Origin of the sequence: Streptomyces sporangiiformans (genome assembly GCF_005768555.2) — a bacterium.
GTDB classification, from domain to species: domain Bacteria; phylum Actinomycetota; class Actinomycetes; order Streptomycetales; family Streptomycetaceae; genus Streptomyces; species Streptomyces sporangiiformans.
Genome location: NZ_VCHX02000123.1, coordinates 1 through 15,992, shown reverse-complemented (window position 1 = coordinate 15,992; position 15,992 = coordinate 1). Strand labels below are relative to the sequence as shown.

13 protein-coding genes and 4 pseudogenes are annotated in these 15,992 nt (G+C 68.3%); 6 read left to right on the top strand and 11 right to left on the bottom strand.

Features of this window, described 5'->3' with window-relative positions; all coding sequences use genetic code 11:
* Positions 1–8 precede the first annotated feature (8 nt).
* The 3 genes and pseudogenes from FGD71_RS16105 to FGD71_RS16095 all read right to left on the bottom strand — a co-directional run bounded on the left by FGD71_RS16105 (position 9) and on the right by FGD71_RS16095 (position 2,159).
* Entirely contained in the window at positions 9–1,070 is a 1,062-nt protein-coding gene (locus FGD71_RS16105) for an alkene reductase (RefSeq protein ID WP_119101145.1), read from the bottom strand.
* A gap of 83 nt (positions 1,071–1,153) precedes the next feature.
* Positions 1,154–1,291: pseudogene (locus tag FGD71_RS50180) on the bottom strand (NADP-dependent oxidoreductase); the annotation flags it as partial.
* 25 nt (positions 1,292–1,316) lie between these two features.
* A complete protein-coding gene (locus FGD71_RS16095; protein ID WP_119101144.1) occupies positions 1,317–2,159 on the bottom strand; it encodes an alpha/beta fold hydrolase in 843 nt (280 codons plus the stop codon).
* Positions 2,160–2,509: 350 nt separating this feature from the next.
* On the opposite strand from FGD71_RS16095, the pseudogene FGD71_RS48855 reads away from it, so the two are divergent.
* Positions 2,510–2,896, top strand: a pseudogene (locus FGD71_RS48855) (transposase); the annotation flags it as partial.
* Positions 2,897–2,906: 10 nt separating this feature from the next.
* Here FGD71_RS48855 and FGD71_RS16085 read toward each other — a convergent pair.
* Positions 2,907–3,326, bottom strand: a complete 420-nt coding sequence (locus tag FGD71_RS16085; protein WP_119101143.1) for a hypothetical protein — start codon at positions 3,324–3,326, stop codon at positions 2,907–2,909.
* Between the two features lie 354 nt (positions 3,327–3,680).
* Complete coding sequence (locus FGD71_RS16080; protein WP_119101142.1) at positions 3,681–4,313, bottom strand: hypothetical protein; 633 nt, start codon at positions 4,311–4,313, stop codon at positions 3,681–3,683.
* A 165-nt stretch (positions 4,314–4,478) separates the two neighbouring features.
* Between FGD71_RS16080 and FGD71_RS16075 the strand changes: the two genes are divergently transcribed.
* Entirely contained in the window at positions 4,479–5,084 is a 606-nt protein-coding gene (locus FGD71_RS16075) for a GNAT family N-acetyltransferase (RefSeq protein ID WP_338120052.1), read from the top strand.
* Here the strand turns inward: FGD71_RS16075 and FGD71_RS16070 are convergent.
* Positions 5,029–6,009 carry a dipeptidase gene (locus tag FGD71_RS16070; RefSeq protein WP_181359214.1) on the bottom strand — a complete coding sequence of 327 codons (981 nt, stop codon included), beginning with the start codon at positions 6,007–6,009 and terminating at the stop codon, positions 5,029–5,031. The two genes, FGD71_RS16075 and FGD71_RS16070, sit on opposite strands and share 56 nt — an antisense overlap.
* A 385-nt stretch (positions 6,010–6,394) precedes the next feature.
* Between FGD71_RS16070 and FGD71_RS16065 the strand changes: the two genes are divergently transcribed.
* Together FGD71_RS16065 and FGD71_RS16060 are read left to right on the top strand one after the other, a co-directional pair.
* On the top strand, positions 6,395–6,616 hold the full coding sequence (locus FGD71_RS16065; protein WP_140935902.1) for a hypothetical protein: 222 nt from the start codon (positions 6,395–6,397) through the stop codon (positions 6,614–6,616).
* A gap of 495 nt (positions 6,617–7,111) precedes the next feature.
* A pseudogene (locus FGD71_RS16060) lies at positions 7,112–8,153 on the top strand (S66 family peptidase).
* Between the two features lie 242 nt (positions 8,154–8,395).
* Here the strand turns inward: FGD71_RS16060 and FGD71_RS16055 are convergent.
* A complete protein-coding gene (locus FGD71_RS16055) occupies positions 8,396–8,641 on the bottom strand; it encodes a peptidase inhibitor family I36 protein (protein ID WP_119101139.1) in 246 nt (81 codons plus the stop codon).
* Between the two features lie 96 nt (positions 8,642–8,737).
* Here FGD71_RS16055 and FGD71_RS16050 point away from each other — a divergent pair, with 96 nt between their 5' ends.
* Entirely contained in the window at positions 8,738–9,823 is a 1,086-nt protein-coding gene (locus FGD71_RS16050; protein WP_240436607.1) for a WD40 repeat domain-containing protein, read from the top strand.
* A gap of 401 nt (positions 9,824–10,224) precedes the next feature.
* On the opposite strand, the pseudogene FGD71_RS50170 reads toward FGD71_RS16050, so the two are convergent.
* The 4 genes and pseudogenes from FGD71_RS50170 to FGD71_RS16020 form a co-directional block, all read right to left on the bottom strand.
* Positions 10,225–10,814 (bottom strand): annotated as a pseudogene (locus FGD71_RS50170) (hypothetical protein); the annotation flags it as partial.
* A gap of 190 nt (positions 10,815–11,004) precedes the next feature.
* On the bottom strand, positions 11,005–12,150 hold the full coding sequence (gene dgoD, locus FGD71_RS16030; protein WP_119101136.1) for a galactonate dehydratase: 1,146 nt from the start codon (positions 12,148–12,150) through the stop codon (positions 11,005–11,007).
* A 153-nt stretch (positions 12,151–12,303) separates the two neighbouring features.
* Positions 12,304–13,068, bottom strand: coding sequence for an SDR family NAD(P)-dependent oxidoreductase (locus FGD71_RS16025; protein ID WP_119101135.1), 765 nt, complete (start codon positions 13,066–13,068; stop codon positions 12,304–12,306).
* Positions 13,065–14,102, bottom strand: a complete 1,038-nt coding sequence (locus FGD71_RS16020; RefSeq protein ID WP_119101134.1) for a LacI family DNA-binding transcriptional regulator — start codon at positions 14,100–14,102, stop codon at positions 13,065–13,067. The genes FGD71_RS16025 and FGD71_RS16020 overlap by 4 nt, the downstream gene beginning before the upstream one ends.
* Positions 14,103–14,594: 492 nt before the next feature.
* Here FGD71_RS16020 and FGD71_RS16015 point away from each other — a divergent pair, with 492 nt between their 5' ends.
* The gene (locus tag FGD71_RS16015) at positions 14,595–15,947 is read left to right on the top strand and encodes an extracellular solute-binding protein (RefSeq protein WP_119101133.1); all 1,353 of its coding nucleotides are present in this window, start codon (positions 14,595–14,597) and stop codon (positions 15,945–15,947) included.
* Positions 15,948–15,992: the final 45 nt, after the last annotated feature.

The following is a 15,992-nucleotide window of genomic DNA, read 5'->3' as shown; positions in this document are numbered from 1 at the left end:
GCGGTTCCTCAGACGGTGTGGGTGGGGTAGTCGGTGTAGCCGGCCGCTCCGCCGCCGTAGAAGGTCGCCGGGTCGGGGGTGTTCAGTGGCGCGTCAGAGCGTAGCCGCTCGACCAGGTCGGGGTTGGCGAGCGCGAGGGCGCCGACGGAGATGAGGTCGGCCGTGCCGTGGTCGAGGTCCTTGGCGCGGGTGGGCAGGTCGGTGCCGGCCCGGTTGAGGATCAGCGTGGTCGGCCACAGCGCGCGCAGAGTGCCCAGCAGCTCCTCGTCGCCCGCGTGCATCACGTGGAGGTAGGCGAGGCCGAGCGGGCTGAGGGCGCGCATGAGCGCCGGATACAGCTCGGCGGTGTCGGACTCGGCGATGTCGTTGTAGGGGTTACTGGGGGAGATGCGCAGGCCGGTGCGGTGGGCGCCGATCTCGTCGGCCACGGCGGTGGCGACCTCGACGGCGAAGCGGATGCGGTTGTCGAGGGAGCCGCCGTAGCGGTCGGTGCGCTGGTTGGTGTTGTCGGCGAGGAACTGGTGCACGAGGTAGCCGTTGGCGGCGTGGATCTCGACGCCGTCGGCGCCTGCCGCGATGGCAGCCGCTGCGGCGCGGCGGAAGTCGTCGACGGTCGCCGCGACCTCCTGCGTCGACAGTGCACGGGGTGTCGGCATCTCCTGGGGCCCGGACGCGGTGAACATCGCGCCCTGCGGCCGGATCGCCGAAGGGGCGACCGGCTGGCGCCCGTGGGGGGTGTTGTCGGGGTGGGCGATGCGTCCGGTGTGCATCAGCTGGATGACGATCCGGCCGTCGGCCGCGTGCACGGCGTCGGTGACCTTGCGCCACCCGGCGATCTGCTCGTCATTGTGGATGCCGGGGGTGAGGAGGTAGCCCTGTCCGTCGGTGGAGGGCTGGGTTCCCTCGGTGATGATGAGCGCGTGCGAGGCCCGCTGGGCGTAGTACTCGGCGTTCAGCTCGGTCGGTACGCCCCCAGGTGTGGAGCGGTCACGGGTCATGGGGGCCATGACCAGGCGGTGCGGCAGGGAGATGTCCCCGACGGTGGTCGGTGTCCACAGGGCGTTCAGCATGAGTGGTCCTTCGATATGGCGGTGACCGGCCGGTCACCGCAAAGGCAGCGGGTGGTCGTGGGGAGGCGGTGGGCCGGGCGTGCTCAGTCGACGGTCAGGACGAGCCTGCCCCGCACGTGCCCGGCGTCGCTGGCCTGCTGGGCCGTGGCCCCCTGGTCGAGCGGGTAGGCGGTGTCGGTGGTGTCGGTGGTGACGAGCTTGCCGGCTCTGGGATCTTGCGACTCAAGCCGCTCACTGTGCGGGGAGTCAGCCGAAGAACTTTTCCAGTTCGGCTACCAGGGCCTCCGGCTGCTCCTCCGCGACGAAGTGGCCGCTGTCCTCGATGCCGCTGTAGCGGATGTCGTTGGCCTTGCCTTCCATCATTGGCCGCATGAAGTCGGCGCCCTGATTGGCGATAGCCAAGGCGGGCATCTCCAGCGGGAGATATGAGTCGTTGTCGACCACATCCTGGTGGAAGGTGTGGAATACACCGAAGCCCGCGGTCAGTGCCTCGGGTGTGTCGTAGGCCTGGGCGTAGATGGCCCGGCTCTCCTCGCTGATCCGTTCCGGGTGGAGCGCGAGGTGTTCGGCCGACCAGTCGATCACGTGCCGAAACCGCCCCGCGAGAAGCTTGGCGGGCAGTCCGTCGACCTGGCTCAACGGGTATATCCACAGGTTCAGATCACCGGGCCTGGGGAACGGCTTGGCGAAGTCCTGGAATCTCTGCGAGAAGGGTGCGCCTTCCCACAGGGCGAGCTTCTTGGTGGCCTGCGGATAGTTGGCGGCGAAGCTGTAGGCCACCATCGCACCGATGTCACCACCGGCAATATTCACCTGCTCGTGGCCCAGGCCGCGGACCAGTTCGTAGACGTCCTTCGCCATGTTCTTCTTGTCGTAGCCGCCCTCGGGCTTGTCCGACTCTCCCTGACCGCGGTAGTCCACGGCGATGACGCGGAAGTGTTTGGCCAATGGGGTCATGATCTTGTGGAGGCCGTGCCAGGTGCGCGGAAACCCGTCCATGAGGACCAGCGGCTCGCCTTCGCCGCCGATGACGTAGTGGAGCCGGGTGCCGTTCACGTCGGCATAACGGTCTTCGAATCCTTCAAGCATGTGTGGCTCCTACTCGGGCTGATCATTTCTGCGGTGGGAGCTCCCGCTGTGCGGGGCGGCGCATGCGGGATGGGTGCCACCGAGATTCAACTGTTGATGCGTCAACACCCCCTCCGCCTGTTCAAGGCTTGGTGCACTGGAGGCAGGGCTTGGTCAGGTTCGTTTGTCGGTGGCGTGTCCGGTCGAGGGGCTGTGTCGTTGACCGGTGTGTTACACCTGAAGTCCGGTGCGGACTGGAGGACTTCGCGGCGATGTGTTCGGGCCGTTCGCACGGGCGGATCAGCGTCGGCAGGGCGGGGGTGCACCTGCGGGGCCTACTGTTGGACGGGCAGCGGAAATAGGTGGAGCACCCGCTCGCGGTGTCGCTGACCGGCGGAAACCGCGGGCGACGTCACGCAGTTGCTGCCGCTGCTGGACAAGGTCCCGGCCGTGGCCGGCGCCGTCGGCCGCCCCGGACACCGGCCTGACGCGCTGCTGGGAGACCGGGGCTACGACCACGACAAGTAGGCGTCTGCTCCGGGCCCGCGGTATCCGCCCGGTCATTGCCGAACGAGGCGAGCAACACGGCAGCGGTCTGGGCATCTTCCGGTATGTGGTCGAGCGGACGATCGCCTGGCTGCACGGCTTCCGCCGGCTGCGGATCCGCTGGGAACGACGCAAACGACATCCACGAAGCCTTCCTCTGCCTCGCCACCTGCCTCATCGCCCACCGCCACGTCCAACGCCTAGCTCCGTGAGACGTCTTTGTCAGGATCTCTTAAGCCAGCGTTGCAGCGCCTCGGGCACGTTCGTTGGATGTGAGCTGAAGCTCAACCGGATGTCGGGCTGGAGGTCGATGAGTACGTTGACGATCCGTTCGAACAGGACGGTGTACTCCGGGACGTTCTTGATGCCGCCGCCGATGAGCACGACCCCGAACGCGTGCCCGTCGAACAGTCGGCGCAGCTCGGCCTCAGCCTCGTCGGGGTCCAGGCTGACATAGCCCTCCTCGCCGTCGATGCCTGTGGCCTGGAGCTCAGCCCAGCTGCGCTTCCTCACGGCGAGCAGCTCCTCGAGCGTCGCAACCCCCGGCGGAAAATCGTCCGGCGAAAGCGCATCAGAGGTGATGCCGAGGGTCAGTACGCGTTGATTGATCGGAGGCTTCACTTGAGAGTTCTTGTGGGACATGAGGTCGCTCCTCCAAGGCAATATGGCCCCCTCTGATGGCACACCCATGGGGTCTCCTCAGTTCTGTGGGGGAAGTTCAAGAGAAAGTGTGGCTGGCCACATGAATAACGTAGCAGCAATCGTGTGGCTAGCCAAGTATTCGCGGACGCGGGGGCGAAGGTGGCCACCTCGGCTCGCTTCGGGGTGCGGCGACCACTTGTCCGTTCGTGCCGACAGACAGCCTGATCCGCTGCCCAAGTACCGGCACCGCAGGACTGTCGGGCCGTGCTCAACTACCGCAACGTCCCAAGTCGGAGTGCCCAAGTACCTCACATTCCTACTCGTGCTGCTCAGGACGTGATCGGATCGGGCTGCCTAGGGTGCGGGTGCGCGGCGTGTATGTACTTCATGGCGGTGCGGGGGAGGGAGGCCGAAGAGGCGGATGAGGTGGAGGGGGTCGTCGGTGTGCTGGGCCTCGTTGAGGATGCGGTCCACGCGCAGGCGGCCGGCCTGGTGGCCGTGGGCGCGTAGTGGTTTGTTGATCGCTTGGATCGACACCGGGGGCTGAGTGTCGTCGGTGGCGGTATGGGCGGTGACCAGCAGGTAGGGGCTGGTGGTGGCGGGCCGGCGTCGGAGGCGTTCGGCCACCCACTGCCGTGCCAGGCGGTAGGTGAGTTCGTCCAGGTAGACGGTGTGGACGGGCTCGCCGGTGCGGCGCACGAGGAGGGTGGCGCGGCTGTGGTCGAGGTCGTCCAGCAGCAGATGGCGCTGGTCGTGGGTGCTCAGGGCGTACACGGCGGCGAGGACGAAGCTGAGCCGGTCGCGGGCGTGGGGGAGGGGGTCGAGAATCCCGCGCAGCATGTCATCGGCCAGCGGTCGCGGCAGCACGACGGCGGTGGTCCGGGAGACGGTGCGGGCCGGGTCGCGGAAGATGAGTTTCTCCCGTTTGAGGGCGCGAAACAGCGAGCGCAGGGCGGTGGCCAGCGACCAGGGCCTTGACCAGGTCATCGACCGAGCGGGTCGAGACTGCGATCGCTACTGGGCCCTTGCCACCGGAGCCGACAGCGCGATGTATGGGCCGCGAGAACTCAGTTGAGCTGCGAGTGACGCCTCAACCCAGCGCACGACTCAGTGCTGTTCCTTTTCTCTCGGAGCTCTCGAAGGATGATCTCCATGTCGGCTTCAGTCACACGGCTCACGCACTACACCAAGGCAGAACGTGACGAGATCACTGGCGGTGCCGTCGATCCTTCCAGGGTGGCAGCAACCGGCCTGACATGGCTCGACAAGGATGTGCACTTCGGCATCAAACTGCTGGGCCGTCTGGTGGCGCACGCCGGATTGGTGCAGGTGCCGCTCTCAGTCGGTGCTGTCCGACTGCAGGTGGCCGGCCTCGGCGGCGTCATCGTGGCACCCGGCCTGCGAGGACAGGGGTTGGCACGCCTGGTGGCGACAGCGGCCATGGAGCATGCCCACGGCCTGGGCATCGAGCGAGGGCTGCTGTTCTGCTGGCCAGATTTGATTCCGTTGTACGAGCGGCTGGGATGGCAGGTCCTGCCCGATGACGTACTGGTTCAGCAACCCGACGGGCCGGTCCGCATGCCATTGCGGGCCATGTGGACGCCGCTTGTCGATGGTGCGGAATGGCCGGCTGGGCAGGCACGTCTTCTCTCACTTCCCATGTGGGGAGCTGCGGACCGCCCGAGCAAGGGCGCAGTTCGAGCTACTGCCACACCAGCGCAGCGACGCGGCGGAAGTTGCCGCCCAGGATCGCGGTGACGGCGTCGTTGGGGTACCCGCGGGCAAGCAGCGCGTCTTCGACGCTCAGCAGGCCCTCCGGGGGGAGGAAGTTGATCGGCCCCCAGCGGGTATAGCAGTCGGGGAACAGCTCCGGGCTCTGTTCGAGCATCGCATTGAAGTCCTCGTGGTCGAACGGGTAGTCGGTCGACACTCCGACGTGCTGTGGGCCGACGAGGTCGACGGCGTAGTCGACATGCCGTACCAGCGCGTTGAGGGTGGCGTCGTTGGGGCCGAGGAAGATCCCCACGCCGGTGATGCCGATGACCCCGCCCGTGGCGGCACACGCCTTGGCCTGCTCGTCGGTGATATTGCGAGGGTGGTCCCACACCGAGCGCATGCAGGAGTGGCTGTAGATCACCGGCTGCTCCGAGACCTCGCACATGTCCAGCCCCGTCCGGGCACCGCAGTGAGATCCGTCTGCCACCATGCCGACGGCGTTCATCTCCCTTACCAGCGCCTGGCCATAGGCGGTGAGCCCCTCGTCGACCTCATCCAGACAACCGCCGCCGGCCGCGTTGCGGTTGTTGTAGCTCGGCAGCATCGTGCGGACACCGAGGTCGTAGAAGTCGCGCACCCGGTCCAACCGCCCCTCGAGTGGCCCGGAATCCTCCAGGTCGAAGGCCACCGCTACATCACCCGCACGCCCAGCGGCTTCGACGTCGTCGACGCTCGCGGCCAACCGCAAATGGTCGTCCGCGACGACCCGCTCTCGCCATCTCGTGATCAGACCAGTGACGTCATCGGCGCTATGGGGAACGTAGCCCGCGTTTACCGAAACGAGGCTGCCTCCGGGCCTGCGGTAGCGGGCCAGTTCGCCGACATCCGCGTGCCGCTCCAACGGCAGACAGCAGTGCTGCTCCCACAGCAAGGGCGGGCGGCGCGGTCCTGAAGAGTCGTTCGACATGGTCTGGATCATGCCCATGCCCCATCCCGGCCAGACTAGGGGTGTTCACGCCAGGCTCTCGACCGCAACCGCCGACATCACGGATGCGACCTGAGTCCCTGTCTCATCATCGCGTTGACGTCGCAGGTCAGCCCGCACGCAGGATCCGTGCCTGGGGTGATAGCCCGGGCGGGGGTATCACCCCAGGCACGGATCGGAAGCTCAAGGGACTGCTGGCATGGCCTTTCGCAGGGCGTGTCGCAACGATGCAACGGCTTCTACCGCTTCGTCGCGTTGTTCCGCAAGCCCTTGAGCTCGCGCGCGGGCCGCGGCGAGGTCTCTGGCCAGGGCCTGCGTCTGGTGTTCCAGGTCCTGGATCCTATGGACGAGATCGGGCTGTGCCACGTTGTCGATCGCAGTGTCCGCGGCGAGCAACCGTTTCAAGGCCGACCAGGACCCCAGTACCTGGCTGCCGTCGTTCGCGGGCTACCGCTGCCAGTACGTCACCGACTGGGTCGCCGACAAAACCCGCTACCAGCTCGCCGTTGACCCGAGTGAGGAAGCCGTGCTCTCCGAGGCGCTCAGCCGTTGCCCCAACGAGTCCATCACGGTCACGCTCGCCCGCTAGCCACGGCCGCCCGGAGGCGAGGACGGGCCGGACGGCGCAGCGCGGACAGCAAGAAGCCCCGGCTGGACGGGGGAGACCAGCCGGGGCCGTGAGGTGGTGACGTGCGGAGGGCGGTCGCCTCTCGGCGGAAGGCTCCATGGGGCTTCAGCCGGACGATCGTCCCCATGGGCTATGGGTGAGGCCCGGGGACACTGTCCCCTCCGCAGCCACATATAGGTGAACGGTCAACCGCCTCTGCTTGTTCCGCAGTTGAGGCCGCGCCACTGTGTGAACTGGGGCACGCCCGCGGTCATCCCCGCAGTGCTGGCCACGGGCCAGGCCGACAGGGAGAACCGGGTGGCCAATCCCGCCTGCTCCTCGTCAGTCCTTACTCGTAGCCGGGTTTCGCCGCCGACCGTGGTGACACCGTCCCTCACGCGGGTGGCGTGATCTATGGGAAGTCTGTGCTGGAAAATGGGAGTGAGGAGCAGGAAGCCGGTCCCTACTCTCAGCCGCATGAGATCATCGGCGTATACGCCCAAGCCCGTGCCCGGCGACCGCATAGCAGTCCTCTCTCCGTCGTCCGGCCTCCCGGGACTGCTTCCGCTTCCGTACGAGCTCGGGCTCAAACGGCTGCGTGAGGAGTTCGGCCTGAAGCCGGTGGAATACCCAACTACGCGAAAGATGGGCACCCAAGGAACGCGCCGACGACATCCACGCCGCGTTCGCCGACCCGGCGATCAAGGCGGTGATGGCCAGCATCGGCGGCGACGACCAGATCACCGTGCTGCCCTTGCTGGACCGCGAGCTGATCCACGCCAACCCCAAGCCATTCTTCGGGTATAGCGACAACACCAACCTGCTGATCTTCCTGTACAACCTGGGCATCGTCAGCTATCACGGCGCCGGCGTGATGACCGAGATCGGCCGCCCGTACGCACTCCACCCCCTGACCGCCGGCTCCGTGCGCGCCGCACTGTTCACATCGGGTCCGTACGAGCTCAGGCCTACCCAGCGCTACCGCGACACCGCCCGTGACTGGGCTGACGCAGCCACCTTCGAGGCCGAGCCGGACTCGCAGCCAGCCGACGGCTGGATCTGGCACCAGCCAGAGCGGCTTGTCGAGGGCCGGGGCTGGGGCGGCAACCTGGAGATCCTCTCCTGGCTGCTGATGGCCGACCGCGAGATCGAACGTGATCCCGCGGCGTACGAGGGCAGCGTGTTGTTCCTGGAGACCTCCGAGGAAATGCCGAGCGCGGAGGAGGTCTTCCGGATCCTGCGGAACATGGGCGAGCGCGGCCTGCTGGCCCGATTCCCTGTACTCCTGATGGGCCGTGCGAAAGCATGGTCCTTCGAGCAGCCGAACGATACCGAGGCCAAGCGGCGCTACACCAGCGAGCAGCGCCAAGCCGTACTGCACGCACTGGCGGCCTACGCCCCAGACATCATGGCTGTGTTCGACGTGGACTTCGGCCACACCGATCCCCAACTTGTGATCCCATACGGCGGCCTGATCAGCGTAGACGGCCCGGCCCGGAGGATCACTGTGACGTACTGACGGTTCTTGCCGCGGTTCGAAACAGCTTCGGAGAACGCTGAGGGTGCTTGACGCGACGTGGGTGATGGACGCGCGGGAGGGCCGGACGGAGACGATCCGTGCATGCATCCAGGAGCTGGAAACCCGCGCCTGGAACCGCACGGACCGTAGGCCGGCAAACCGCTTCCGTTTCCGTGCTGTGCCCGGCAGAGCGGTCTGGGCACGGGACGTGGTTACGCCGGCCTGGTGACAACAGCCGGGGGTCAGCCGCAGTCGTTGCGGTTGATTTTCAGGGAGCGGGTCTGGTCGTTGAGGTTGTAGGAGCGCAGGTCGTGGATGGAGCCGCCACTGCGGGTCACGCATACCCAGCGTCCGGAGTAGTTCCGCCGCTCGTAGACGCGGGCCGTGCGATCGGAGTTGTTCCTGATCGAGCTGCCGCGGTCACGGATCGCGGAGGCCTCTCGATAGTCATGCGACGCATTGACCCCACAGCGCCGTCGCGGTTGCATGCTTGTGGTCCTCCGGTGGGGAACCGGGGAGAAGGACCATGTCCTTTCTTAGGGGGAAAAATGAGGGGAAACGCGAATCGGAGCGCCACCAGACGTGTGCGGGCCGCCTTAGGCGCCGCGGTCGTGGTCTGCGCGGTCACGACGGGGCTGCCCGGAGCCGCTTCGGCCGAGCCCATGACCGTGGCGGGCGTCGCGAGCGACAGCGGAGCCGGGGTCGAGCGGATCAGTGTCGCGACCGACGGCACCCAGGGCGACGGCGACTCCGTCGGCGCCACGATCACGACCGACGGCCGGCGTATCGCCTTCTCGTCGTTGGCGAAGAACCTCACCCCCGCCAACCCGGCGACATGGGAAAGGGTGTTCGTCCGCGACCAGCGGACGAGTCAGACCACGCTGATGAGCACCAACACACCCCCGATCCAGCGCCTGGTGATCAGCGGTGACGGGCAATACATTGCCCTGTGGGGGCTGTTGTTCAGAGACACGAAGGTCTTCCTGTCTCAGGTGAGCTCGGGAAGGACGATCGGCATCAACTGCTCGGGCCTCAGCTGCAGCCAGCCGTCGCTGAGCGGAGACGGCCGCTACATCGCCCATGTCGCCACCTTCACTCGACCGCCGTCCCGGCAGCGCATCGAGGTACGGGACTGGCGCGCCGACACCACGGAGACCGTCGCCGAGTTCGACCACACCGTCTCGGCCCGGCCGTCCATCAGCGGCGACGGCCGCTTTGTCGCCTACCAGGACGGCCAGGCGGAGGACGTCTTCGTGTGGGACCGGACCGACGACACCTCCTCCGGCCCGATCGAGGGCCCGTCCAAGGCGGCGACACTCGTCCAGCTCAGCAAGGACGGCAGCAAGGTCGTCTACCTCTCGGGCTCCGACACCTACATCCACGACGAGAGCTCGGGCACCGACCAACTGGTGCCGAACGTGCGGGGCGTGGCCATCGATCCCACCGGCCGCTATCTGCTGTACGCCCCACACGACACGAACGGACCGTCGCTCACGCTGCGCGACCTGCAGACGGGCACCGACGAGATCGTCTCGAACCAGCTCGCCTCGGCCGGGACCGACGCGGTCAGCGCCGGTGGGCGCGACGTGGTCTTCCATTCCACGGCCGACGACATCGCGCCTGGCGACACCAACGGCAAGTCGGACGTTTTCATCCGCCGCTTCTACTGATCGCCCCGGCCTCCACCACCTTCTCCAGCGCAATGTTGATCAGGTCCGCCGGGCGGTTCTTCGCCGTGGCTTCTTTCCGGATCGACGCCTCCGCGACCCTGCGGGCCCCGGCCTGGTCGTACGTCGCCCCACCCGGCGGCGCACCTCCGTGCGTTGGCGCTCGGCCGTCCGACCTATTGCCCACAACGGCTTCGTGCCCTCCGGCAACTTCACCGCGCGGCGGACGAAATCGACCACCATCTCCGGGTACTCATCCGGCTTCGGAAACCGGCCCAGCCGCTGATAGGACTTCAACGCCAGCAGCAGAGCGAGCTGATGGCCGTCGGAATCCAAGACCCGCTACCAGCTCGCCGTCGACCCGAGTGAGGAAGCCGCGCTCTCCGAGACGCTCAGCTTGTTCTTTAAGGTCTGGCCTGGTCAGGTTCGGCGATGGTCTCGGGTCGCCTGATCGTTTTGCCCACGTCGTAACGGGTGGCGGGCTGCCGGTTCTTCGAGCCGAGCGGCCTGGCGGGGCCGGGCCGGTTGGGTTTCGGTGCGCATGCCGGGCAGGGCAGGTTCGGGCGGGGGTTCCTGAACCCGCGGCGGACCCGGGCGGGGGTGAGTCGGCCGGGCTCGGCCGACTTCTCCCAGGGCCGGCGGAGGTCCGCGGCGAGCGGCCGGGCGAGGCGGAGTTGGAACTGGGTGCACGTGTACAGCAACCCGTCGGCAGGCCCTGCTCCTCCTTGGTCACGCTGTCGGTCGCCACGATGGTGAGCGGACCGTAGGCGAGGGCGAAGGCGGCGCCCGCGAACCCGCTGAAGATCACCCGGCTGTTGCCGTAGCGGTTCACTAGGCGCGGGGTGAGGGTGGGCGCCAGCACGGCGTCGCAGCCCATGACGATCAGCGCGATCGCGGCCTCCAGGGAGGACCAGCCGCGTAGTTCCTGCAGGTAGAGCGTAACGATGAACTGGAAGCCGAAGAACGTGCCCAGAAAGAGCAGCGCGTTGAGGTCGGCCCGCACCATCGCGGCCTTGCGGAAGATCCCCAGGGTCGCATCCCCGGCCGGGCGTCCCCCGTCTGGCACGCACGCTCGCCGTGTTGCCGAAGCGCCCACGTGGCTCCGGCACGTGGATGCTCCGGCGCCTTGCGATCGCACGCACCGGACGACGGCGCTGATCCGGCCGGGGACGTGACACAGGCCTTTACCAGGAGGCCAGCGAGCCGTCCGCGTTGCGCCACACGGGGTTGCGCCAGCGGTGGCCGCGTTCGGCGGCGGCGCGGACCACGTCCTCGTCGATGGTGATGCCCAGGCCGGGTTCGGTCAGGCGATCGATGTAGCCGTCGCGGAATGTGAAGGGCTCGGTGTCGACGAGATAGTCGAGCAGCCCGCTGCTGTCGCCGTACCCGATGCCCAGTGCCTGCTCCTGGATGAGGAAGTTGGGGACCGCGAAGTCGAGTTGCAGGCTGGCGGCCAGCGCGATCGGGCCGAGCGGGCAGTGCGGTGCGACCAGGACGTCGTACGTCTCGGCCATCGCCGCGATCCGCCGGGTCTCGGAGATGCCGCCGGCGTGGCTGATGTCCGGCTGCGCCACGGCGATGCCGTCCGACAGTACGGAGCGGAAGTCCCAGCGGGAGTAGAGCCGTTCACCGGTGGCGATGGGGATCGAGGTGGAGCGCACGACGGCGCCGAGGTCCCGGGAGAACTCCGGCAGCACCGGTTCCTCCACGAACATGGGCAGCAGCGGCTCCAGCAGCGGCAGTACACGCCGGGACATCGCCCCGCTGAAGCGGCCGTGGAAGTCCAGCGCCAGGTCCCGCTCCGGGCCGATGGCCTCGCGCACCGCCGTCACCCGCTCCACCATGGCGTGGATCGACGCGGGCGTGTCGAGCGGCTCCAGCTGCCCGCAGGGGTTGAGCTTGACCGCGGTCAGGCCCTTGGCGACCTGCTCGGCGGCCGACTCCGCCATCTCCCGCGGGGTCGCGCCGCCCACCCAGCCGTAGATGCGCACCCGGTCGCGCACATGGCCGCCGAGCAGCTGGTGCACCGGGACGCCGTGGGTCTTGCCCGCGATGTCCCACAGGGCCTGGTCGATGCCGGCCAGGGCGCTGTTGAGTACGACGCCCCCACGGTAGAAGCCGCCCTTGGCGAGCATCTGCCAGTGCTCCTCGATGCGGGCGGGGTCCTGCCCCACGAGATGGTCGAACATCTCCTCGACGCAACGGGCGACGGTGTGCGCCTTGCCCTCGACGATGGGCTCTCCCCAGCCGGAAATGCCCTCGTCGGTGTCGATGCGCAGGAAGAGCCAGCGCGGTTCGACGAGGAAGAGTTCGTATCCAGTGATCTTCACGAGGCGGACCTCCGGGGCCTGGCGCACAGCCCGAGGGCCGATGGCAGCGGGTGCGGGTGCGGGTGCGGGTGGCTGGTGTGCGGGTGATGGTCGGTCAAAGGGCGGCTGCGCGCGGGCCGTTCGTGCCGTGGCCCGCTGCCTCGTACCGCGGTGCTATTCCTGGGAGCTGATGCTGCGGCCGCCGTCCACGAGAAGGTTCTGGCCGGTGATGAACGAGGCGTCGTCGGAGGCGAAGAAGGCGACGGCCGCCGCGATGTCCTCCGGTGTGCCGAGCCGGCCGACGGGGGTGCGCGCGGCGGTCCGGTCCCGGTACCCCTGAGGTGTCCGCGCCCACAGGGCCGTGACCACGGACCCGGGGAGAACGGAGTTGAACCTGATCTCTCCGCCGTACTCGACGGCGAACTGGCGTACCAGGGCGCCGATGCCGCCCTTGGCCGCCGCGTACGCGGGGAAGCCCTTGAAGCCGATGGCCGCGTGGATGGACGAGGTGATCACCACCGCGCCCCGGGCGGCCCGGAGGTGGGGGACCGTGGCCCGGACGCCGTAGAACACCGAGTCGAGGCAGAGCCGCAGCTGGTCGTGCCAGGAGGCGTCGTCCAGTTCGTGCGCCGCTCCGGGCAGGTTCCGCCCGGCGTTGAGGTGCAGGACGTCGAGGCGCCTGGTCCAGGACGTCACCGTCTCGACGGCCTCGGTCCACGCGCCGACCGAGGTGACGTCGAGTGCGCGGTGCCGGGCCCGTCCGCCCTGGGCGCCGATCTCCTCGGCCACCCGGCGGGCGCCCTCGGCGTCCACGTCGGTGACGAGGACCGACGCCCCCTCCGCGGCGAGGCGGTGGGCGGTCGCCTCACCGATGCCGGAGGCGGCCGCGGTGAGCAGGGCCGTGCGGCCTGTGAAGCGGGTGAGGCCGCTGCCGCTCATGCTGTTCCTCCCGGTCCTGCCGTGGAACCGCGGAGCACCAGGCGCGGCTCGGTGGGTACGACGACGTCTCCGACGGGTGCCCCCTGGATGGCGGCCAGCAAGGCCTCCACGGCCGCGGTGCCCAGCTCGTACAGGGGCATCGCCACGGTGGTCAGCGGCGGGGAGAGGTGACCGGCGACGGGCAGGTCGTCGTTCCCGACCACGGAGACGTCCTCGGGGATCCGCAGGCCGAGATCACGGACGGCTGTCATGGCGCCCATCGCCTGGGCGAGGGAGCTGGTGTAGATCGCGGTGACCGGCCGACGCGTACCGTCGGCCGGACGCAGCAGTTGCAGCGCCGCGGACACGCCGCCGTCCTCGGTGAAGTCCCCGGACGCCACGGGGGAGGCGGACAGCCCGAGCTCCCCGGCGTGTCGCAGGAACGCCTTCTTGCGGTGCTCACTGGGGGTGATGCCGGGCGGGCCCGCGATGTGGCCGACCGCGCGGTGGCCGAGACCGTAGAGGTGGTCGAGGGCGGTGATGCTCGAACGGGCCACGTCCATGGTGACGTTCCGGCCGGAGCCCTCCACCGAGCGGTTGAGGAAGACATGCGGGACCGGGGTGCGGCTCAGGGCGTCCAGCAGTGGGTGGCCGGGGCGCGCGGAGGCGATGAGTAGCCCGTCGACCCGGCCCTCCTGCACCAGGTCGTTGAAGGACTCGTCGGCCTCCTGCCCGTCGAAGTCCTCGGCCAGCAGGGAGAGATAGCCCAGCTCGCGGGCGCGCTGGTAGGCGCCTCGGGCGATGGTGACGTACGTGGGGTTGTCCAGGGCGGGGACCAGCAGCGCCAAGGCGTGCGTGCCGGCACCGGCCAGGGCCCGGGCCCCGGAGTGGGGACGGTAGCCCAGCGCTGCGGCGGCCTCCTGGACGCGCTGCCGGGTCTCCGGCCGGACGGACAGGTCCTGCCGGCCGTTGAGCACCTTGGACACGGTGGCCTTGGAGACTTTGGCCATCTCCGCCACGTCGACCAGCCTTGCCCTGACGGGCTGTTCCGGCACGTGGGTTCCCTCTTTCCGCTGGGCGCCTCGGACCGCTCGGGTGTGTCTGTCGGTGGCGCATTCCGACTCTTGTAAGAACTCTTGACACCCTCTGGCGCCGCAACTTAACGTTCGCCGAAGTTTCAGTCAACCGGTTTCCTCAGGCGGAAATAAGCGATACGTCCGGGCAGAGTCAGAGAAACCGGTCGCAACCTCCACGACAGCAATCCAGCCAGAGTCAGCGATGGGTGGGGTGTGCCTCGAGGCGCCCCGAAAGGCCCACCACGAACGCGACCACCGTCGCAATCCGGTGGGGGCGATGCCGGTGCCTGCACACGTCCACGACAGACGTGTGCGCGCTCGGTTCGGGAGATCCCGCACGACGGCCGAGCGGGCCCGGTGCTCCTCCCCAGCCCGGCTCCGCACCCCCCGTGGCCCCTTTGTCGCTCCTCCTCGCGGCAACGCCGCATACGTCCGCACGCCCTTGTGTCCCCGCACGAAAGGCTCACCAGCATGTCCGTCTCGACCACAGGGTCCTTCGACAGACGCCGTTTCCTCACCGTCTCCGCCGGCGCCGCGTTCGCCGCGACAGCCCTGCCCGGCTGTGCCGCTTCCGTCGATGACGGTTCGAGCGACGGCGATACGAAGGCCGGCTCGAAGACGCTCACCGTCATGTCCAGCGAAGACGAGAAGAAAGAGCTCCAGGCGGTCGGGAAGGCGCTGGGCATAAAGATCAACTTCGTCGCCGGGGACGCGACCAAGCTCAACGCGATGCTGGCGGCGAAGAACCCGCCGGACGTGGTGCGCGGCCTGGGCGCGGTGGAGACGCCGTACTTCGCCGCACGCGGGCTGATGACCGACCTGGACCCGTACTTCGCCAAGAGCTCGGTGCTCAAGGTCTCCGACATCGACCCGGTCAACGACGTCTGGCGCTACGACGGCAAGAAACAGGGCGCGGGACCCCGCTACGGCATGGCCAAGGACTACTCGCAGGACCAGATGCTCTGGTACCGCACGGACCTGTTCGAGGCGGCGAAGCTGGATCTGCTCAGCGAGACCGAGCCGGTGTCGTACGACGAGTTGCTGGAACTGGGCAAGAAGCTGACCAAGCGCAGGCTCGGCAAGGTCAAGGTCTACGGGCTGAGCGCCTCGGGTCTCGGCACCTTCTCGCAGCTCATGGGCATGACCGCCTCGACCGGCGGGAGCGTGTTCGCCGAAGACCTGGCCTCGGTCGACTTCTCGTCCCCCGAGGCGCTCAAGGCGCTGGAGTGGTACCTGGAGTACGCGCGGTCCGACATCGGCCCGAACGTCGCCAACCCCAACCCGGACGGCTGGGACTGGCCCACCTACCAGGCCGGACGCATGGCGATCGCCTCCGACGGCTATTGGTTCGGCGGGGCGATCAGCGGTGACCCGAAGGTCGCCGAGGTGTCGCGCTTCGCGCCCGCCCCCCAACTCGGCAGCACCCGCATCAGCCCCTGCTTCGGCGCCACCGGCTACTGGATCCCCAAGGACGCCAAGAACAAGGATGCGGCCTGGAAGTTCTTCGAGTACTTCTTCGGCGGCAAGGCCGCCGAGGAGCGGGCCGCGAGCGGCTGGGGCATCCCCAGCCTGAAGTCGCTGCGCTCGAAGATGCCGCAGGGCCAGCCGTACCAGAAGCAGGCGTTCAAGGTGCAGGAGCAGGAGCTGGAGCACTTCTCGGTGCTGACGTTCACGCCGTACGCGCAGCTGGCCGCCCTGGACGGTGTGATCAGCAAGGTGCTGCCGAAGGCGATCAAGGGCAAGACGTCCGCGGGCAAGGTCGCCGACGAGCTCAACAAGCTGATGAACGAGCAGATTGCCAAGGGCAAGGAGCTGGTGGGGTGAGCACCAGCCGGCTCACTGAGCAGGCCGCCGGGGCGGGGGCGTCGT